The sequence below is a fragment of the Gaiella sp. genome (genome assembly GCF_035558935.1).
In the GTDB taxonomy this organism is placed as follows: domain Bacteria; phylum Actinomycetota; class Thermoleophilia; order Gaiellales; family Gaiellaceae; genus Gaiella.
The window spans coordinates 1-19049 of sequence record NZ_DATMBZ010000062.1; the positions used below are offsets into that span (position 1 = coordinate 1).

The 19049-nt window shown below is 70.9% G+C and carries 18 protein-coding genes; 4 read left to right on the plus strand and 14 right to left on the minus strand.

Going from position 1 to position 19049, the window contains the following annotated elements; genetic code table 11:
• The 6 genes from ligD to VNM44_RS06140 form a co-directional block, all read right to left on the minus strand.
• A partial coding sequence (gene ligD / locus VNM44_RS06115; protein WP_325623749.1) for a DNA ligase D occupies nt 1–1992 on the minus strand: 1992 nt, incomplete at its 3' end.
• Nucleotides 1993–2132: 140 nt separating this feature from the next.
• Nucleotides 2133–3071: an acetyl-CoA carboxylase carboxyltransferase subunit alpha gene (locus VNM44_RS06120; RefSeq protein WP_325623751.1), complete on the minus strand. Its 939-nt coding sequence runs from the start codon at nt 3069–3071 to the stop codon at nt 2133–2135.
• Nucleotides 3068–3922 (minus strand): acetyl-CoA carboxylase carboxyltransferase subunit beta, encoded by an 855-nt coding sequence (locus tag VNM44_RS06125; RefSeq protein WP_325623753.1) that lies wholly within the window; start codon nt 3920–3922, stop codon nt 3068–3070. The genes VNM44_RS06120 and VNM44_RS06125 overlap by 4 nt, the downstream gene beginning before the upstream one ends.
• A gap of 25 nt (nt 3923–3947) precedes the next feature.
• The gene (locus VNM44_RS06130; protein ID WP_325623755.1) at nt 3948–4712 is read right to left on the minus strand and encodes an arginase family protein; all 765 of its coding nucleotides are present in this window, start codon (nt 4710–4712) and stop codon (nt 3948–3950) included.
• Nucleotides 4709–5626, minus strand: a complete 918-nt coding sequence (locus VNM44_RS06135) for a GNAT family N-acetyltransferase (RefSeq protein ID WP_325623758.1) — start codon at nt 5624–5626, stop codon at nt 4709–4711. Before VNM44_RS06135 ends, VNM44_RS06130 begins: the two co-directional genes overlap by 4 nt.
• Nucleotides 5619–6548 carry a GNAT family N-acetyltransferase gene (locus tag VNM44_RS06140; RefSeq protein WP_325623760.1) on the minus strand — a complete coding sequence of 310 codons (930 nt, stop codon included), beginning with the start codon at nt 6546–6548 and terminating at the stop codon, nt 5619–5621. The genes VNM44_RS06135 and VNM44_RS06140 overlap by 8 nt, the downstream gene beginning before the upstream one ends.
• Nucleotides 6549–6633: 85 nt before the next feature.
• Here VNM44_RS06140 and VNM44_RS06145 point away from each other — a divergent pair, with 85 nt between their 5' ends.
• The gene (locus VNM44_RS06145; protein ID WP_325623762.1) at nt 6634–7110 is read left to right on the plus strand and encodes a GNAT family N-acetyltransferase; all 477 of its coding nucleotides are present in this window, start codon (nt 6634–6636) and stop codon (nt 7108–7110) included.
• 65 nt (nt 7111–7175) lie between these two features.
• Here VNM44_RS06145 and fabF read toward each other — a convergent pair whose 3' ends face one another.
• From fabF to VNM44_RS06175, 6 genes are read right to left on the minus strand one after another with little or no spacing between them, the layout of a single operon-like run.
• Nucleotides 7176–8438 (minus strand): beta-ketoacyl-ACP synthase II, encoded by a 1263-nt coding sequence (gene fabF / locus VNM44_RS06150; protein WP_325623764.1) that lies wholly within the window; start codon nt 8436–8438, stop codon nt 7176–7178.
• A 2-nt stretch (nt 8439–8440) separates the two neighbouring features.
• A complete protein-coding gene (fabG, locus tag VNM44_RS06155; protein WP_325623766.1) occupies nt 8441–9169 on the minus strand; it encodes a 3-oxoacyl-[acyl-carrier-protein] reductase in 729 nt (242 codons plus the stop codon).
• The gene (gene fabD / locus VNM44_RS06160; protein WP_325623768.1) at nt 9166–10092 is read right to left on the minus strand and encodes an ACP S-malonyltransferase; all 927 of its coding nucleotides are present in this window, start codon (nt 10090–10092) and stop codon (nt 9166–9168) included. Before fabD ends, fabG begins: the two co-directional genes overlap by 4 nt.
• Nucleotides 10089–11084, minus strand: a complete 996-nt coding sequence (locus VNM44_RS06165; RefSeq protein ID WP_325623770.1) for a beta-ketoacyl-ACP synthase III — start codon at nt 11082–11084, stop codon at nt 10089–10091. The genes fabD and VNM44_RS06165 overlap by 4 nt, the downstream gene beginning before the upstream one ends.
• Complete coding sequence (gene fabZ / locus VNM44_RS06170; RefSeq protein WP_325623772.1) at nt 11081–11521, minus strand: 3-hydroxyacyl-ACP dehydratase FabZ; 441 nt, start codon at nt 11519–11521, stop codon at nt 11081–11083. The genes VNM44_RS06165 and fabZ overlap by 4 nt, the downstream gene beginning before the upstream one ends.
• Nucleotides 11522–11562: 41 nt before the next feature.
• Nucleotides 11563–13656, minus strand: a complete 2094-nt coding sequence (locus VNM44_RS06175; RefSeq protein ID WP_325623774.1) for an N-acetylmuramoyl-L-alanine amidase — start codon at nt 13654–13656, stop codon at nt 11563–11565.
• Between the two features lie 131 nt (nt 13657–13787).
• Here VNM44_RS06175 and VNM44_RS06180 point away from each other — a divergent pair, with 131 nt between their 5' ends.
• From VNM44_RS06180 to VNM44_RS06190, 3 genes are read left to right on the plus strand one after another with little or no spacing between them, the layout of a single operon-like run.
• Nucleotides 13788–15113: a nodulation protein NfeD gene (locus tag VNM44_RS06180; protein WP_325623776.1), complete on the plus strand. Its 1326-nt coding sequence runs from the start codon at nt 13788–13790 to the stop codon at nt 15111–15113.
• Nucleotides 15113–15880 (plus strand): slipin family protein, encoded by a 768-nt coding sequence (locus tag VNM44_RS06185; protein WP_325623778.1) that lies wholly within the window; start codon nt 15113–15115, stop codon nt 15878–15880. The genes VNM44_RS06180 and VNM44_RS06185 overlap by 1 nt, the downstream gene beginning before the upstream one ends.
• Nucleotides 15881–16084 (plus strand): hypothetical protein, encoded by a 204-nt coding sequence (locus VNM44_RS06190; protein WP_325623780.1) that lies wholly within the window; start codon nt 15881–15883, stop codon nt 16082–16084. It begins immediately after the preceding gene.
• A 42-nt stretch (nt 16085–16126) separates the two neighbouring features.
• Here the strand turns inward: VNM44_RS06190 and VNM44_RS06195 are convergent, their stop codons facing one another.
• Nucleotides 16127–16723, minus strand: a complete 597-nt coding sequence (locus tag VNM44_RS06195) for a pentapeptide repeat-containing protein (protein ID WP_325623782.1) — start codon at nt 16721–16723, stop codon at nt 16127–16129.
• Nucleotides 16707–19049, minus strand: a 2343-nt coding sequence (gene gyrA / locus VNM44_RS06200) for a DNA gyrase subunit A (RefSeq protein ID WP_325623784.1), incomplete at its 5' end; no start/stop codon positions are given. The genes VNM44_RS06195 and gyrA, both read right to left, overlap by 17 nt.

Consider the following 19049-nt stretch of genomic DNA (forward strand, 5'->3'; position numbering starts at 1 on the left):
GCGGGCGAGGGCGCCGGCGACGATCCCGGCGAACTCGCGCACCTCGTCGAACCCGTGCCGGCGCGTGATCGGGACGAGCACGTGGATGCCGCGCGATCCGCTCGTCTTCGGCACCGACTCGAGCCCCAGCACGTCGAGCGGCTCGCGCACGAGCAGCGCGACCTGGATCACGTCCTCGAACGTCGCACCCTCCGAGGGGTCGAGGTCGAACATCACCCAGTCCGGCCGCTGCGGCCGGTCGGCGCGCGACGCCCACGCGTGCATGTCGATGCAGCCCATGTTCACCATCCAGAGCAGCGCGAGGTCGTCGTCGACGAGCGCGTAGTCGATGACCTTCTTCTCGCCCTCGCGCGTCGACGCCGGGAACGTGGCCGTCTCGATCCAGTCGGGCATGTGAGTCGGCGCCTGCTTCTGGAAGAAGCTCTTGCCCTGCCAGCCGTCCGGATAGCGCTTCATCGTGAACGGACGCTTGCGCAGGTGGGGGACGAGCACCTCGGCGATGTCGCGGTAGTACGCGAGCAGGTCGCCCTTCGTGATCCCCTCCTCGGGCCAGAACGGCTTGTCGAGGTTCGAGAGGCGCAGCGTCCGCCGGCCCCGGCGAAGCTCGGGCTCGATCGGCGGCCGTTCCACCGGCACGTCGTCGCGGACGCCGAGGAAGACCGGCGCGCGAAGACGACCCTCGCGCGTTCGCTCCGCGTACGCCACCTCGGCCGAGAGCGACGGCTCCACCCACGTGATGTCGGCAGCGCGCACGCGCGCCATCCGCGGCGCGCTGACGAGCGGGGTCGTCGGTCGCTCGAGCGGCTTCAGGGCGGAGAGCAGCCGCTCGACGTCGCCGTCGCCGATCCCCGAGCCGACGTTCCCGGCCCAGTGCAGGCCGTCCGCCTCGCGCCGGCCGAGGACGAGCGCTCCGAGCTTCGCCCGTTTCCCGGTCCCGCGCGTGAAGCCGACGATCGGGAGGTCGTCCTGGGCGCGCAGCTTCAGCTTCTGCCATTCAGGCGTCCGTCGCCCCGAGCGGTACGGCGCGTCCGCGCGCTTCGCCACGACGCCCTCCAGGCCCTGAGCCTCGGCCGCGGCGAGGAGCGCAGGGCCGTCCTCGAAGGCCGGGGACACCCGAACGACATCCGACGAAGGATCGATGAGCTCCTCCAGCATCCGGCGGCGCTCTGCGAGCGGCCGGTCGACGAGCGACTCTTCGTCGAGGGCAAGCAGGTCGAACGCCATCAGCACGAGGCGTCCGGAGCCCGACTGGAGCGACTCGAACCGCGCCGTCCCGGTGTCGTCGAGCGCGCAGACCTCCCCGTCGATGACGGCCGAAGGCGAGCGCACCGCGTGCGGGACCGCGCGCGCGACCTGGCGGAAGCGCTCGGTGAGGTCGGTCCCGTTCCGGCTCGTGAGCGTCGCCTCTCCGCCCGCGACGGCCACGATCGCGCGGTACCCGTCCCACTTCGGTTCGTAGATCCAGCCCGCCCCGGTCGGAAGCGACTCGGTCAGCGTCGCGAGCTGCGGCCGCAGCTGCGCGCCGTCCACGCGCCCACCGTCCTTCCGCAGGAGGAGCCAGTTCTTCTCGTCGCCGTCGAGCCGGGCCGGGATCAGCGTCCAGACGCCGTCCACCCGTTCGCCGTGGAGGTGGAACGTGAGACCGCCATTTCGCTTCTCCTCGAGCAGGTCGTATGTCCCCCGGTCCCAGATCTCGACCGTGCCGGCGCCGTACTGGCCGGCCGGGATGACGCCCTCGAACGACCCGTAGTCGAGCGGATGGTCCTCGACGTGGACGGCCAGGTGCCGCTCGCCGCCCTGGAGGGGCAGGCCCTTCGGCACCGCCCAGCTCGCCAGCGCACCGTTCCGCTCCAGTCGCAGGTCGTAGTGAAGACGGCGTGCGTCGTGTCGTTGGATCACGAAGCTGCGTCCCTCGGCCGTCCGTGCCTCGCCGAACGGCTCGGGCGTGCGCTTCGGGTCGCGCTTCTTCCGGTACTCGCCGAGCCGGGCCACGTTCCGATGATCCCACGAAGCGCGAGGGGCGAATCATCACCCCTTAACATCGTCGCTACAAGTGGGAGAAACTCCCTGCAAAGGACGCGTTCTCGGTCCGGGGATAAGCCTGTGGAAAGTGTGGAGAGCTCGGCGGCGGCTCAGACGTGCGCCAGGACGCCCATCGAGCGGAACTTCGCGCGGCGGCGGCGGCGCAGCTCCTCGGCGGGGATCCCCGCGAGCTCGTCGAGGTGCGCCACGAGAGCCTCACGGAGGAGCGCGGCAGCGCCGTCGTGGTCGACCTGCGCACCACCCTCCGGCTCCGGAACGATCCCGTCGATCACGCCCAGCTCGAGGCAGTGCGCTGCGTCGGGCTTGAAGGCCGAGGCTGCCTTCTTCGCCTGCGAGGCGTCGCGCCAGAGGATCGACGCGCAACCCTCGGGCGAGATCACGGAGTAGATCGCGTTCTCCTGCATCAGCACCCGATCCGCGACGGCGATCGCGATCGCGCCGCCGGAGCCGCCCTCGCCGATCACGACGGAGACGCTCGGCACGCCGAGCCGGAGCATCGCCGCCTGTGAGCGCGCGATCGCGCCGCCCTGGCCGTGTTGCTCCGCAGCGATCCCCGGATAGGCGCCCGGCGTGTCGACGAGCGTGACGAGCGGGAAGCCGTGGCGGTCGGCGAGTGCCATCGTGCGCATCGCCTTGCGATAGCCCTCGGGATACGCCATCCCGAAGTTGCGCACCGCACGCTCCTTCAGGTCACGGCCCTTCTGGTGGCCGACGAGCGCGACCGTCCGGCCGCCGAGTGACCCGATCCCGGCCACGATCGCCCGATCGTCCATCCGGCTCCGGTCGCCGTGGAGCTCGAACCAGTCGTCGAGGATCCGCTCGACGTAGTCGAGCGTGTAGGGGCGCTTCTCGTGGCGGGCCAGCTCGACCGATCGCCAGATCTCCTCGTCCGTCGTGTCCTCGCGCAGCCGCTCGAGCTGCCGCTGCAGGCGCTCGAGCTCGGCGGAGAGCCGCGTGCCGCGAAGAAGCTTGACGCCCGACAGCTGAGCGAGTCGGTCGCGCAGCCCGAGCTCGGCTTCCTGTGTCACGAGGGGCCTCCGAAGAGACGGAGGAGACGCGCAAGCGTGCCGCGGAGGTCGCTTCGGGGGACCACGGCGTCGACGTGGCCGAAGCGGAAGTTCGACTCCGCGAGGCCGAAGTCGTCGGGAAGCTTCTCCCGCGTCGTCTGTGCAACGACCCGCGGGCCCGCGAACGACGTCAACGCTCCGGGCTCGGCGAGCATCACGTCCCCGAGGCTTGCGAAGCTGGCGGTGACGCCGCCGGTCGTCGGGTGCGCGAGCACCGAGAAGAGCGCACCCCCGGCTTCGTGGAGCTCTTCCACGGCCACGATGGTCTTCGGCAACTGCATGAGCGCCAGGATCCCCTCCTGCATGCGGGCCCCGCCCGAGGCGGAGACCGAGATCAGCACACCGGCGTCCTCGGCGGTCCGCTCGCACGAGCGCGCGAATCGCTCGCCGACCACGCTTCCCATCGAGCCGCCCATGAACGAGAAGTCCATCGCCGCGAGGCGACAGGGGTGACCGTCGATCGCGGCACGCCCCGTGAGGATCGCGTCGCCGAGGCCCGTTCCGAGCTCCGCCTCCGCGAGCCGCTCGACGTACGGCCGCAGGTCGAAGAACTCGAGCGGGTCCGCCGACCGGAGATCGGCGTCCTCTTCCTCGAACGTGCCCGGATCGGCGAGCTGCGCGATGCGCTCCGGTGCGCGGACGGGAAAATGATGGCCGCACTGCGGGCAGACGCGGAGATGCTCGGCGAGCTCCTCGTCGCGATAGTGGGAGCCGCAGCCCGGGCAGGTGTTCGGATGCCCGGTGCCGTCGCGCTCGGCCGGGTCCGCCCGCTTGTGCTCGATCGAGACGTCGATGTTGCCGGTGGCCGACACCCCGGGCATCTTAGTGCCGGTCCCGTCAGAGCCCGGCCGCGCCGGCCAGCCGCGTGAGCAGGACCGGGTCGGCCCCCGGCGCCAGACCGGTGATCCCCATACCGGCGACCCGAGCCTTCGCGGCGATCTCGAGCAGGATCCGCTCCACCTCGTCGACGCTCGGGCCGCCCGGCTCCGGCATGAAGCTCGGGATCGATCCCGGCTCGAGCACGTCGACGTCGAGGGCGACGTACGCGGCCCCGGCTCCGGAGAGAGCGCGCGCGACGTCCTCGTCGATCGCATGTGCCGCCAGGTACTCCCGCTCGGGCGGGTCGAGATTGCGCGCGCCGACCAGAGCGACGTCGTCGGTGCGAACACTTCCCTCGTCGATCGCCATCCGCAGCGGCATGCCCCAGAGATTTCCCGAGGGCGACGTCTCCGGCGTGTTGAGGTCGCCGTGCGCGTCCAGCCAGACGACGGAGAGGCGGTCGTGGCGCGCGGCGAGGCCGCGGATCGCGCCGACGTGCGCACAACAGCAGCCGCCGAGCACGAGTGGACGTCTCGGGAGACCCCGAGCGAGCACGGTCGACTGTTCCGCGAGTGTCTCGAGGTCGACGACGAGCGCCTCGGGGTACGGGAGCTCGGTCTCGGCGGCGGCCGCCATCTCCTCACCGCCTGCGCCCCACGCGCGCGGGACGCGGACGAGCCCGGCAGCGAACGTCGAGCCGCAGCTGTGGCACTCGTAGAGCTCGTCGAAAGCGACGGCGGTCAGCGTGCGGCAGCGGGGACACCGCGCCCGCAGGGCGCTCACAGCACCCGCTCCCACGTGTCCGAGCGGCTAGTCGCGCGCATGCCGACACTTTCGTAGAGCGCGAGCGCTCCCGTGGTGTTCTCGCTGTCGACTCCGAGCGCGGCTCGTGGACGTCCGATCGAGCGGAAGAGCCCGAAGCTCTCGAGCAGGAGCGCGCGGGCGAGGCCGCGCCGTCGCCATGGACTACGGACCGCGAGAACGGCAACCCACCCGACCGTGTCGTCGTCGCCCGGCGACGGCTTGCTCAGGCAGACCGCCGCGATCTCCCCGTCGTCCACGACGAGCCGCCACAGAGATGTGTCCGCGTTCGGCCCGAGGTTCCAGGTGCACCAGTCCGCGAAGCTCTCGGGTACGAAGCCCCAGTGGTCCCCGAACGCCTCCACGTATGCGTCGTAGACCGCGCGTTCCTCGCCCCGGCGGAACGGGCGGGACGCGAGGCCGTCGGGCCACACGGGCTCCTCGGCGGGCCCCTCGAGGTCGATCTTCATGGTGTACGAGCTCCGGACGACCACGAAGCCGTGCCGTGACAGCGCAGCGCGGTACTCGTCGTCCCCTTCGTTTGCGGGCGCACGGACGCGTGCCCCGGCGCCGGCGAGCTCGGCCGCTCGGCGCTCGGCCTCCTCGAGGAGCCGCTCGACGACGCGTTCCTCGCCCGGCAAGACACGAAGGTCGATGTAGACGACCTCGCGCGCGGCGCCGGGCGCGGTGACGTCCGCATAGCCCATGATCCTCTCGCCCTGCACGGCGAGGAACATGTCGTGCGCGGGGTCGAGATCCTCGAGCTCGAACCATCGCGCGACACCCTCCGACGTCTCGTCGGCGGCACGGCCCGTGGCGGCGGCGTGCGCGTTCAGGACCTCGGCGATTCCCGCGGCGTCCTGCGGCGTCGGCGCACGGACGGCGAGCTCAGTCACCTGCACGGAGCTCCTTCGTCCAGACGTCGGCTTGCCAGAGGACGCGCATGCCCGCGCGTTCGTAGAGGCGCGTCGCGCCCGTGGGGTTCTCGACGTCCACGCCGAGCGCGACGGTCGTCTCACCGGTCGTGCGGAACCGCCGGAAGGACTCGTGGAGGAGCGCGAGGCCGAGGCCGCGGCGGCGCCACGCGGGCCGCACGCCGAGCGTGCCGATGAAGCCCCAGTCGCCCATCCGCTTCGGATAGTTGCGCGAGAAGGCGACGACCTCGTCACCGGCCCAGACGACCGGCACCAGCGACGCGTCGAAGCCCGCGCGGCCGAAGACGCGGTCGCGCCATTCGTCGTAGCCGATCGGGGAATAGCCCCACTCGTTCGCGAACGCCTCGAGCTCCGCGTCGTGCAGAGCCGCGCCGTCGCGGTCGGGGTCGAGCGGGCGTAGGCGCGTCCCCTCGGGCCACCTGGGCTGGGGCGTCGGCTCGCGGAGGTCCGTGACCATTCGGAAGTAGCTGCGCGCGCGCTCGTAGCCCGCCCCCGCGAAGAGCAGGGGCGCGCGGTCGTCGCCCACGAGATGCGCCATCTGGAGGACGACGCGCTCGCCGTCGGGCCACTGCGGCTCGAGCTCGTGTGCGCGCTGCTCCAGCAGGTCGAGCAGCCGGGACCCGACGCCGCGGCCCGTCAGCTCCGGGTGGACGTACGCGTCACCGATCACCCGGCCGCCCTTGACCTCCAGCAGGTGCGCGACGCCCGCGATCCTCCCGTCGACCTCGACCAGCCAGGCGTCGTCCTCGAGATCGAGGTCGTCCCACTCCTCGCGGAGCCCGTCGGCGGTCCAGTCCGTATCGCCGTAGACGGCCTCGTCACTCGCGCGCAGAACGTCCAGGGCGTCGTCGAACAGCTCGGCTGTGGGGCGAACGACCCGCATGGCGCCACCCTACGCGCGTCGCATCGGGAGACCGGTGCGGGCATCCGAACATCTGCGCGCGGTCGTCGCATAGCCTGAGCGGCTCGTGGTCGTGCGTGCGCTCCAGCCCGAGGACTGGCCGCAGGTGGCCGGGATCTACCACAGTGGACTCGCGACCGGTCTCGCGTCGTTCGAGTCCGATGTTCCTTCGTGGGAGCAATGGGAGGCCGCGCATCTGGCGGAGCTGCGCTTCGTCGCAGAGGCGCGCGAGGGAGTGGTCGGCTGGCTCGCGGTCTCCCCCGTGTCGCGTCGCGAGTGCTACCGCGGCGTGGTCGAGCATTCCGTGTACGTCGACGAGGCCTCGCGCGGGAAGGGCGCCGGTCGCGCGCTCCTCGAGCGTCTTGTCGCCGAGGCGCCGGCGCACGGGATCTGGACGCTCCAGACGTCGATCATCGCGGGGAACGAGGCGAGCCTCGCCCTCCATGCGGCGGTGGGATTCCGAACGGTCGGCCGCCGGGAGCGCATCGCGCAGCGCGACGGCATCTGGCACGACACGGTGCTGCTCGAGCTCAGGCTGCCGTAGCGCGGATATCCGTGTCGGACACCGCCGTGCCGCACGAGGGGCTTCCCGTCGCGCGCCTTACGCGATCAGCCGTGCCAGCGTTGGAAGACGACGCAGGCGTTGTGGCCGCCGAAGCCGAAGGAGTTCGACACCCCGATCTCGACCTGCTGCTCGCGCGACTCGTTCGGGATGTAGTCGAGGTCGCACTCGGGATCCGGCACTTCCTGGTTGATCGTCGGCGGCAGCACGCCGCGCTCGAGGGCGAGGATCGTGAACGAGGCCTCGACCGCCCCCGCCGCGCCGAGGCAATGGCCCGTGGCGCCCTTCGTCGAGGAGACCGGCGTCCGGTAGGCCTTCTCTTCCCCGAGCGCGAGCTTGATGACGCGCGTCTCGGCACTGTCGCCGACCGGCGTGGACGTCCCGTGCGCGTTGATGTAGCCGACCTCGCCGGGTGAGATGCCCGCGTCGTCGAAGGCCATCCGCAGTGCGCGAGCAGGGCTCTCGCCGGTCGGGTCCGGATCGGAGACGTGCGTCGCGTCGGAGGAGACGCCGTACCCGAGCAGCTCGGCGTAGATCTTCGCGCCGCGGGCCTCCGCGCGCTCGAGGTCCTCGAGGACGATCATCGCGGCGGCCTCCCCCATCACGAACCCGTCGCGCTCGAGATCGAACGGCCGCGACGCTCGCTTCGGATCGTCGTTGCGCCGTGAGATGGCGCGCATGGCGCCGAAGCCGGCGATCCCGACGCGCGACACCGGTGCCTCCGTCCCGCCGCAGATCATCACGTCCGCGCGACCCAGCCGGATTGCGTCGAGGCCGTCGCCGATCGCCATGTTCGACGCCGCGCAGGCGGTGCACTCCGAGAGCAGCGGCCCCTTCGTCCCGAGCTCCATCGACACCCAGCCGGCGGCGAGGTTCGGGATGATCTGGACGATCGAGAACGGGTTGACCCGGTCCGGGCCGCGGCTGTCGAGCACCTGGATACACGACTCGAACGACTTCAGCCCGCCGATGCCCGTCGCCACCGCGGCGCCGATCCGGTCTGCGTCGGAGGCGATCTCGAGCCCGGCGTCCGTCTCCGCCTGACGGGCGGCCGCGAGCGCAAGGTGCGTGAAGCGGTCCATGCGGCGCGAGGCCTTGTAGTCGACGTAGTCGGTGACGTCGAGGTTCTTCACCTCGCACGCGAAGTCGACCGGGAACCCCTCGGGATCGAACTGCGTGATCTTGCCCGCGCCGGACTCGCCGGCGATCAGTGCCTCCCAGGACTCATCGACGGTGTTGCCGAGCGGGGTCACCATCCCGAGGCCCGTCACGACGACGCGCCGTCTGCCGTTGTCTCGAGCGGCCGACACCGCTACATCCCCAGCCCGCCGTCGACGAGCAGCACGTTGCCCGTCACGAACTTCGCTGCGTCCGAGCAGAGAAACCGCACAGCGCCCGCCACGTCTTCGGGGTCGCCTAGCCGTCCGAGCGGCGTGTTCGTGAGCATCGCCTGCGTCGCCTCCTCGGGAAGCACGTCCGTCAGCTGCGTCGTCACATAGCCCGGGGCGACGACGTTCGCGCGGACGTTGCGGCTCCCGAGCTCGCGAGCGAGCGACTTCGTGAACCCGATGATCCCCGCCTTCGACGCCGCGTAGTTCGTCTGACCCCAGTTCCCGTGCACGCCGACGATCGACGAGATGTTGACGATCGTGCCCGAGCGCTTGCGCATCATCGGGCGGGCAGCGGCGCGGCAGGTGTAGAAGACCGACGACAGGTTCGTGTCGATCACGGTGCGCCAGTCCTCGTCGCTCATGCGAACGAGGAGCCCGTCGCGTGTGAGACCGGCGTTGTTGACGAGGACGTCGACGTCGCCGGCGGCCTCGACCAACGCGGCAGCGGACTCTGCATCGGAGACGTCGGCCTCCACCGCCCGGCCGCCGATCTCCTCGGCCACGGCCTCGGCCTCGTCCCGGCCCGTGCGGTAGCCGACGACCACCTCGGCGCCGGCACGGCCGAGCTCGAGCGCGATCGCGCGCCCGATTCCCCTGGAGCCGCCGGTGACGAGGGCCAGCTTGCCCTCGAGCGACGCGAACGAGCTCACGGGGCGCTCAGCGCCTCCTTGACCTTCTCGAGGCTCGCGAGGTCGTTCACCGAGAACGTGCGGACGCCGCGGTCGATCCGCTTGACAAGGCCGGAGAGGACGTTGCCCGGCCCGATCTCGACGAACGTCGTGACGCCGCCGCGCATGAGCTCTCCCGCCGCCTGCGTGAAGCGGACCGGCGCGGTCAGCTGGTCGACGAGCAGCGAGCCGAGCCGCTGGGCGGGCTCGATCTTCGCCGTCACCGTCGACATGAACGGCGCGACGGGATCGCTGAAGCGGATCCTGTCGATCGCGGGCTTGAGGGCCCGCCCGGCCTGTCCGACGAGGGGGCTGTGGAACGCGCCCGAGACCTTGAGCCTGATCGCTCGTCGCGCGCCGAGGCTCTCGGCCTCGGCGCAACACTCCTCGACCGCGTCGTTTTCGCCCGAGACGACGATCTGGCCGGGGCAGTTGTAGTTCGCCGGCCACACGCCGAGGATCTTCCGGCAGAGCGTCTCCACGAGCTGGTCCTCGAGGCCGAGGATCGCGGCCATCGCCCCCGGCCGCTGCCTCGCCGCCTCGGCCATGGCGAGCCCGCGCTCGCGGACGAGGCCGATCGCCTCGCCTTCCGACATCGCGCGTACCGAGGCGAGCGCGGCGAACTCGCCGACCGAGTGGCCGACGACGATGTCGGGCTCGATGCCCTCCTTGCGCACCGCGGCCAGGATCGCGAGGCTCGTGGCGACGAGCGTCGGCTGCTGGACCTCCGTCTCGACGAGCTCCTCGAGGGGCGCCTCGAAGCAGAGATGGGCGAGGTCCATCCCCGTCGCCTCCGAGCCGACGCGATAGACCTCCATCGCCTCCGGCACCGCCTCGGCGATCTCGCGCCCCATCCCGACCTCGAGCGAGCCCTGGCCCGGGAAGCAGAACGCGACCTTCGTCATGCATTCCTCCTCTCCGTCCATTCGAGAAGCGCGGAGCCCCACGTCAACCCGGCCCCCATCCCGGTCATCAGCACGAGCGCGCCGTCGCGCAGGCGTCCGTCCGCCCGCGCATCGGCGAGGGCGAGCGGGATGGAGCCCGATGACGTGTTGCCGAATCTGTCCACGTTGACCACGGTGCGCTCGAACGGGACGCCGAGCTTACCGACCGCGTGGTCGATGATCCGCTTGTTCGCCTGGTGGGGCACGTAGACGTCCACCTCGTCGATCGTACGGCCGCACTCGGCGAGCACCGCCTCCGCGGACGAGACCATCACACGCGTCGCGAACTTGTACACCTCGCGGCCGTTCATCTTGAGCATCGCCTCGGGGTTCTCGAACCTGCGCGAGCCGCTGCCCGGGTACTGGAGATGGACGCCGCCGCCCCCGTCCGCGCCGAGCTCGAAGCCGAGGAAGCCGCCCCGCTCGACGGGCTCCATCACGACCGCGCCCGCGCCGTCGCCGAACAGCACGAGCGTCGAGCGATCCGTCCAGTCGAGGATCGACGAGAGGACGTCTCCGCCGATCACGAGCGCGCGGCGCGAGAGCCCCGCGGCGAGCATGCCGTAGGCCTGCGCGACGGCGTACATGAACCCGGTGCAGCCTGCGAGCAGGTCGTAGGCGGCGGCCTTGTCCGCCCCGAGGTCGTCCGCCATCAGGGCTGAGGCTGTCGGGAACATCATGTCCGGCGTGACGGTGGCGCAGATCAGCAGGTCGATCTCTTCGGGCGTCGCCGCCGCGTCGGCGAGCGCGGCACGCGCGGCCGGAAGGGCGATGTCCGTGAGCGCCTGGTCGTCCGTGATCATGCGCCGCTCATGGATACCCGTGCGCTCGACGATCCACTCGTCCGACGTGTCGACGTACCGAGCCAGGTCGTCGTTCGTGACGACACGGTCGGGTACGTGCGCCCCGAGGCCCGTGATCCCGATCCGCGCGCCGTTCGCGCTGCCGATCATCGCTCCACCGCGAAGGTCAGCGTGCCGCGCGCCGCGAGCTCGCCGCCGACGTGCGCGGTCGCCTTCCCACGGCCGATCGGGCCGCGCACCTGGTCGATCTCGCACGAGAGCCTCAGCGTGTCGCCGGGAGAGACGATCCGCTTGAAGCGGCAGTCGTCGATCCCGGCGAAGAAGGCGATCCGTCCCTGGTTCTCCTCCTCGGAGAGCACGGCCACCGCCCCCGTCTGGGCCATCGCCTCGACGATCAGCACCCCGGGCATCACGGGTCGCTCTGGGAAGTGGCCGGCGAACCACCAGCCGTCCTCGGGCACGCGGTACGACGCGGCGACCCGCTCGCCGGGCACGAGCTCGTGCACCTCGTCGAGCAGGAGGAACGGCGAGCGGTGCGGAAGGATCGACTCGATCTCGTCACGCCCGAAGGGCGGAGTGGGGGTCACCCGGCCGAGTGTACTCGGGACGGCCTCCGCTCCCTCGGAACTCAGCGCCGGAGCGTCGACACGTTGCCCGCGGCGTCCGTTGCCGTGACGACGAGCGTCCGCAGGCGCTCGATCCGGGGAATCCGCACGACCCCGGGACCGGCGGCCCGCACGACACGACGGGCGCCGTTGGCGCGGATCGTGAGCGTCGCCGCCTCGGAGACCCGCAGTCGCGGAGGCGAGTCGGAGACGACCGTCACCAGCGGTGGCGTCGCGTCGAGCAGGAACGGCAGCTCGACCTTCGCCGTCCCGCCGGCGGCGTCGACGGCCTCGACCGAGACGGTGTAGCCACCATCCTGCGCCTTTCCGAGCCGCTTTCTCCCATCCCACGTCACCCTCTGGGTCCCCGCCTCGACCGCCCCGGCGAACGGCGTCGCCACCCAGCGGCTGTCTCGCAGGATCCTCACCGTCAGCTCTGCGGCCGCGGCGAGCGGGATCGAGATGGACAGCACGTCGCCGCGCCCGTCCCCGTTCGGCGTCAGCGCGGGCGGGTCGAGCGTCACGCGCCCGAACGCGCGGACGACGGTGAGCGGGACATCGAGGGTGGCCTGGCGTCCCCCGGTCGCGTTCGCCGTGATGCGCACGACGTACGCGCCGTCGGGAAGCGCGTTCGCGGCGACCGTCACGGTGCGCGGACCGGCGCGGCGCCACTGCTTCGGCTCGACCTGCGCCACCGCCGCCCCGGAGGCGTCGACCAGCGTGACCGCGACGTTGGCATCCGCGCTCAGCGTGAACGACACCGTCGCCGTGTCCGCCTGCCCGTCGCCGTTCGGCGAGATCGACGACGGCGCGGCCGAGGCGCCGCTCAGCTGCAATGCGGTCGTCTGGGCGGCCAGCACACCCGCGGCCGGCGTCGCTCCCGGCGTCTCGATCCGCCACTGCGTCCCGGCCGGGACGGGCCCCGACGGAGCCCACGTCCAGTCGACCGCGGCGCCCGTGCCCTCGCCGTGCCCGAGCTCGACGCCCGCGGGGTCCGTGACGACGACCGACCACGGCAGGCCCGAGGAGAGCCGCGCGGCGAACCGCACACCGCCCGACTCGTCGGCAGCTGCGGAGGGCGCGTAGAGCTTCGGCAGGCCGAGCGCGGCGACTCGCTTCGCGATCGTCGGGATCAGGTCGTAGAGCCGTTGGCCGGGGCACGTCGTCAGCCCGGTGTCGCGATGACCCGCGATCGCCCGGAGAAAGACCGGGATCCCCGGCTTGAACCGCTCGTTGCCGGACGAGATCCCGTTGAAGGTCGCGAGTGGGTCGACGTGGGCCAGGTCGAGCCGCCAGGCAAGCGTGCGGACGAGCGAGTCGACTGCAGCGGCGGGCGGATCGACGGTGCGGAAGTCGCCCATCACGGCGATCCCGAACGAGCCCGTGTTGAACCCCTTCGCGTGCGCGCCGACCACGTTCTTGTCGATGCCGCCGTACCGGCCTTCGTAGACGGTGCCGAACCGGTCGACGAGCGCGTTGTAGCCGATGTCGTTCCAGCCGTTCCCCTTCACGTGGTAGAGCTCGATCGCGCGGACGATCGCGGGTGCCTGGGCGCGCGTGTAGTTGTTCGTCCCGGCCGTGTGGTGGACGTACGCCATGCGCAGCGTGTCGGCGTAGACCGGCTTCTCCTTGCGGATCGACTCGTCGGCCTGCCACGCGCTGCGTGGGACGATCTGTGGCATCCCGGCCGCGGCGGTCGTGCGCAGCGGCACCTTCGAGACGGGGCTCCGCACGGTCACCGCGCGAGCCCGCGTCACGCGGCCGACGGCACGGACCTCGAGCCCCACCGCCCGGCCGACCCACACGGGGGCGCTCGTCCGCCAGCCGCGCAGGGCGCGCGCCTCGGGGCTCGTCCGGTCCGGCGCGTCGCCCTCGTCCTCGTGGACGGGTTGCCAGCTCGACCAGGACCCGCCTGGGGTTCGCGTGCGCAGCTCGAGCGTCCCGGGACCCTGCCAGTGGAGCCCGACGAGCTGGAAGGGCGACGTCGTCGCCGTCGACGCGAGCGACCGGTCGCCGCCGAGCGAGAGCTCGCGCACCTGGAGCGTCGCAAGACCGCCCGAGGCGGTGGCGGGGAGCGCGAGCGAGAGCGCAACGATCAGGGCGAATCGGCGGGTCATGGGGAGAGCAACCAAGGTGACGCAGCACCGCTTCTCCGACAAGCCTCCCGCCCCTCCCTTGACGGAATGCTTACGCCACCGCCGTGGCGGGCAACGGCAGTCCACCGGCCCGTTGCTAGAGTCGAAACGTCGTGGACGCGCGCCTCGCGCGAGCGCTCTGGTGTCTCTACGCGGCGGCTTTCGCCGCGCTCCTCCTCGCGTTTCCGGCCTCAGCGGCCGCGTCGCCGTCACCCGACAGCCCACGCGTCCTCGTCGTCGAGTTCGACAACGACGTCAATCCCGTGACGCAGGATTACCTCGAGGACGAGATGCACCGCGCCGAGCGGGACGGGTTCTCGGCCGTCGTGATCGAGATGGACACCCCTGGCGGGCTCGGCTCGTCGATGCGCGAGATCGTGAAGACGATGCTCGCGCTGAAGGTGCCTGTCGTCGTCTACGTGGCGCCGCCCGGCTCGAGCGCCGACTCGGCGGGCGCCGTGATCGGCCAGGCCGCGGACGTCCTGGCGATGGCGCCCCAGACGAACATCGGCTCGTCGACACCCATCTCCGCGACCGGCGGTGACCTCGGGAAGGACCTCCGCAAGAAGGTGATCAACGACGCGGCCGCGTACATCGCGGAGCTCGCGCGCGAGCACGGGCGGAACGCCGACGCGGCAGAGGCGATGGTGCGCGACGCCGCGAACTTCGGCGCCCGCGAGGCTCTGGCGAAGGGCGTCATCGACGTCATGGCGCCGACGGTGCCGGCGTTGCTCGAGAAGATCGACGGCACGAAGGTCGTCCCGAAGGGGATCGTCCTGCACACGGCCGGCGCCCAGGTGGAGCGCGTCGAGATGGGCTTCTGGAAGCGGGCCCTCGACGTGCTGATCGACCCGAACATCATCGCGCTGATGCTCTCGCTCGGGCTGGTCGGGATCCTCGTCGAGCTGTGGAACCCCGGTCTCATCCTTCCCGGCACCGTCGGAGTGATCTCGCTGCTCGTCGGCCTCTACGGGCTCCAGGTGCTGCCCGTCTCGGCGGCCGGGGTGCTGCTGATGCTGTTCGCCGCCGGCCTCTTCGTCGCGGAGGCGTTCATCGTCAGTCATGGTGCGCTCGCGCTTGCCGGCGCCGTCACCTTCGTGATCGGCGCGCTCATGCTCTTCGACCCGGCCGGAGACGCCTACCAGGTGTCGGTCTGGACGGCGATCGCGATCGCCGGGACGCTCGCACTGCTGCTCGGCTTCGCGCTCAGCCGCGTCGTGAAGGCGCGCCGGAATCCCGTCGAGGTCGGCGTCGGCCAGATGGTCGGCGGCGAGGCGGTCGTCCGCCGCGACGGCTGGGTCTCGGTCGGCGGAGAGCTCTGGCGCGCGCGCTCCGCCGACGGCGGCGTGCTCGTCCCCGGCGAGCACGTCACCGTCGAGGCCGTCGAGGACGACCTCGGCCTCGTCGTAGGATCCCCGCACCCGACCGAAAGGGCCTGATGGACATCGCGTTGATCGTCGTCGCAGTCGTCGTCGTCCTGCTGATCCTCCTCCTGTTCGCGACCGTCAAGGTGGCGCGCGAGTACGAGCGCGGGGTCATCTTCCGGCTCGGCCGCCTGCTTCCGCAGCCGAAGGGGCCGGGTCTCTTCCTCCTCATCCCGGTGATCGACCGGATGGAGAAGGTCGATCTGCGAACGGTGACCCTCAACGTGCCCCCGCAGGAGGTCATCACCAAGGACAACGTCCCGGTGCGCGTCAACGCCGTCGCCTACTTCAGGATCGTGGAGCCGAAGGCTGCGATCGTGCAGGTCGAGAACTACATGGTCGCGACGTCGCAGATCGCGCAGACGACCCTCCGCTCGGTGCTTGGCCAGCACGTCCTCGACGAGCTCCTCTCGGAGCGCGACAAGATCAACCAGATCCTCCAGGGGATCATCGACGAGGCGACGTCGCCCTGGGGCATCAAGGTGTCGGTCGTCGAGGTGAAGGACGTCGAGATCCCGAGCGACATGCAGCGGGCGATGGCCCGTCAGGCCGAAGCCGAGCGCGAGCGCCGCGCGAAGGTGATCTCCGCCGAGGGCGAGTTCCAGGCCTCCCAGCGCCTCAAGGACGCCGCCGCGGTGATGTCGGAGCAGCCGATCACCGTGCAGCTTCGCTACCTGCAGACGCTCCTCGAGATCGGCGCGACGAACAACTCGACGGTGATCTTCCCGATCCCGATCGAGTTCCTCGAGACGCTGGGGATCCACAGGACGAAAGACTCCTAGTTGCGGACGCTCATCGGCGTCCTGATCGTCGTGCTCGTGCTTGCTCCGCTCGCGGCGTGGGCGACGCGCGGGCTGCGTCGGTCCGCCTGGACGGGTCACGCGGAAGATGTCCCGCGAAGCGCTCTGCAAACGATCGTCGAAGGGCTGATCGTGCTCGGGGCGGTGGTGGTCGGCGTCGTGATCGTCGTCGCGGTGCTGGACTGAATGCGCCCGGCAAGAGTGGCGCGGCCGAAGCCACACCCCGGCTCAGTCGATCGAGACGATCCCGAGCGCGCCGGCGAACGTCCCCGAGTTCGCGACGACGTCCGCCCACGGCATCCGCGCCCCGCGGAGCGACGCCGCACCGCTCGATCCCTCGAGATCGCAGCCGCGAAGCTCGACGCGCTCGATCGTGACGCCGTCGAGCGTCGCACCGCTCAGGGGACACCGCTCGAACAGCACGGACCGCAGCGTCGCCTCGTAGAAGTCGGCCTCCTCGAGCCGGCAGTCCCGGAAGACGACCCGCTCGAGCGTCGCGAACCGGAACGACGAGAGATCGAGGCGGCAGTCGTCGAAGACGGCGTCGGCGAGGGTCGTCTCGGCGAACGAGCAGCCGGTCGCCCGGCAGCCGGTGAGCTCGACCCGCCGGAGCTCCGACCTTCGCACGTCCGCGTTTGCCAGCGAGCACCTGCGGAGCCGCAGGTCGGTCAGCCGCCCTTCGCTCAACGTGTGGTCGGCGAGCTCGGCTCCCGTCAACGTGCCTTCGGCCAGCGAGACGCCCCTCGACGAGGGCGGAGCATCGAGGTCGGCGTCGGCCGCGTCGGGTGGCCGCGGAGGGAGCGGGCCGTCAGACGCCGTCGCCATCGACGGCAGCGACGACGAGCTCGTCGTCCTCGTCCTCGTCCGCGCCCACGACCGGCGCGAGGCTCGAGACCTGCTCGCCCTCGCGGAGGCGCATCACGATGACGCCCTGTGTCGCGCGACCCGAGCGCTTGATCCCGTCGACAGCCGTCCGGATCACCGTTCCGCCGTCGGAGATCAGCATCACCTGGTAGCCGTCGCGCACGATCCGGGCGCCGGCGAGGCGGCCCTTGCCCTCGACGAGCTGGGCTGTCTTGACGCCCATCGTGCCGCGACCCTTGACCGGGTAGTCCGAGACGCGCGTCCGCTTGCCCCAGCCGTTCTCGGTCACGACGAGGAGGTCCGCGTCGTCCGAGGCGATGTCGACCTCGATCACCTCGTCGTCCGCCCGCAGCTTCATCCCCGCGACACCGGAGGCGGGCCGCCCCATCGGGCGGACGTCCTTCTCGGAGAAGCGCACCGCCTGCCCCATGCGCGAGACCATCAGGATGTCGTCGTGGCCGTCGGAGAGCCGGACGCCGATCAGCTCGTCGTCCTCGCGCATCTTGAGGGCGATGATCCCGTCTGCCTTGAGCGGCGTGTTGTACTCGAGGAACTCCGTCTTCTTGACGATCCCCTTCTTCGTCGCGAAGACGAGGTACTTCGCCTCCTTGAAGTCGCGCGTTGCGATCACGGCGCGGATCAGCTCGTCCTGACGGAGCGGCAGGAGGTTCACGATCGCACGGCCCTTCGACTGGCGCGACCCGAGCGGGAGCTCGTGCACCTTGAGCCGGTAGACCTTGCCGACGGTCGTGAAGAAGAGGATGTAGTCGTGGGTCGAGGCGACGAAGAGGTGCTCGATGTAGTCCTCGTCCTTCATCTCCATCCCCATCACGCCGATCCCGCCGCGGCGCTGCTCGCGGTAGGTCGTGACGGGTAGGCGCTTGATGTAGCCCGACCGCGTGATCGCGATGACCATGTCCTCCTCGGCGATCATGTCCTCGAGCTCGAGCGAGTCCTCGCCGGCGACGATCTCCGTGCGGCGGTCGTCGTTCTTGCCGTAGATCTGCTTCACCTCGAGCAGCTCCTCGCGGATCAGCGCGTCGATCCTGGCCGGGTCGCCGAGGATCGCGCGGAGCTCCGCGATGCGCTCCTGCAGGTCGGCGTACTCGTCCTCGATCTCCTTGCGCGCGAGACCGGTGAGGCGCGCGAGCCGGAGGTCGAGGATCGCCTGCGCCTGCTCCTCCGAGAGCCCGAACGTCTCCATGAGGCCCGTCCGCGCCGAGTCGGTGTCGTCGGAGCCGCGGATCAGCGCGATCACCGCGTCGAGGTTGTCGAGCGCGATCAGGTAGCCCTGCAGGATGTGGGCGCGCTTCTCGGCCTGCCGCAGCTCGTACTTCGAGCGGCGCGTGACGATCTCGCGCTGGTAGTCGAGGTAGTGGCGGACGAGCTCGAGGAGCGACAGCGTGCGCGGGACCCCGCCGACGAGCGCGACGGCGTTGTAGCCGAACGTGGACTGCAGCGCGGTGTGCTTGAAGAGCTTGTTGAGAACGACCTGCGGGATCGCGTCGCGCTTGAGCTCGACCTGGATCCGCATCCCGGTCTTGTCCGAGTGGTCGGCGAGGTCCGAGACTTCGGTGATCACCTTGTCGTTGACGAGGTCGGCGATCTTCTTGATGACACCCGAGTCGCCGCCCTTCTTGACTCCGTAGGGCAGCTCGGTGACGACGATCGCGCTCTTTCCGCCACGGAGCTCCTCGACGTGCGCGCGGGCGCGCATCACGATGCGACCCCGCCCGGAGCGGTAGGCGTCGCGGATGCCGCTCCGGCCGACGACGATCGCCCCGGTCGGGAAGTCGGGGCCCTTGACGTGCTTCATCAGGTCCTCGACGTTCGAGTCGGGCTTGTCGATCAATTGCACGACGGCGTCGATCGTCTCGCCGAGGTGGTGCGGCGGGATGTTCGTCGCCATGCCGACGGCGATCCCGGTCGAGCCGTTGACGAGGAGGTTCGGGAACCGCGACGGGAGAACGGTGGGGACCTTGCGGGACTCGTCGTAGTTCGGCCCGAGGTCGACCGTGTCCATGTCGATGTCACGGAGCATCTCCGTGGCGAGCCGTGTGAGCCGGCACTCCGTGTAGCGCATCGCGGCCGGCGGGTCGTCGTCGAGCGACCCGAAGTTCCCTTGCCCGTCGACGAGCGGGTAGCGCAGCGAGAACGGCTGCGCCATGCGCACGAGCGTGTCGTAGATCGCCGCATCGCCGTGCGGGTGGTAGTTGCCCATCACGTAGCCGACGACGTTGGCGGACTTCTTGTAGGGCCGGTTCGGCTGCATCCCGGACTCGTGCAT

What these genes read in the sequence shown, in the direction of transcription:
- VNM44_RS06140 (WP_325623760.1), bottom strand. Translation starts at nt 6,548, where the DNA reads ATGCGGGTCGTTCGCCCCACAGCCGAGCTGTTCGACGACGCCCTGGAC.
- fabD (WP_325623768.1), bottom strand. Translation starts at nt 10,092, where the DNA reads ATGACGAAGGTCGCGTTCTGCTTCCCGGGCCAGGGCTCGCTCGAGGTC.
- VNM44_RS06165 (WP_325623770.1), bottom strand. Translation starts at nt 11,084, where the DNA reads ATGATCGGCAGCGCGAACGGCGCGCGGATCGGGATCACGGGCCTCGGG.
- VNM44_RS06175 (WP_325623774.1), bottom strand. Translation starts at nt 13,656, where the DNA reads ATGACCCGCCGATTCGCCCTGATCGTTGCGCTCTCGCTCGCGCTCCCC.
- VNM44_RS06185 (WP_325623778.1), top strand. Translation starts at nt 15,113, where the DNA reads ATGGACATCGCGTTGATCGTCGTCGCAGTCGTCGTCGTCCTGCTGATC.
- VNM44_RS06195 (WP_325623782.1), bottom strand. Translation starts at nt 16,723, where the DNA reads ATGGCGACGGCGTCTGACGGCCCGCTCCCTCCGCGGCCACCCGACGCG.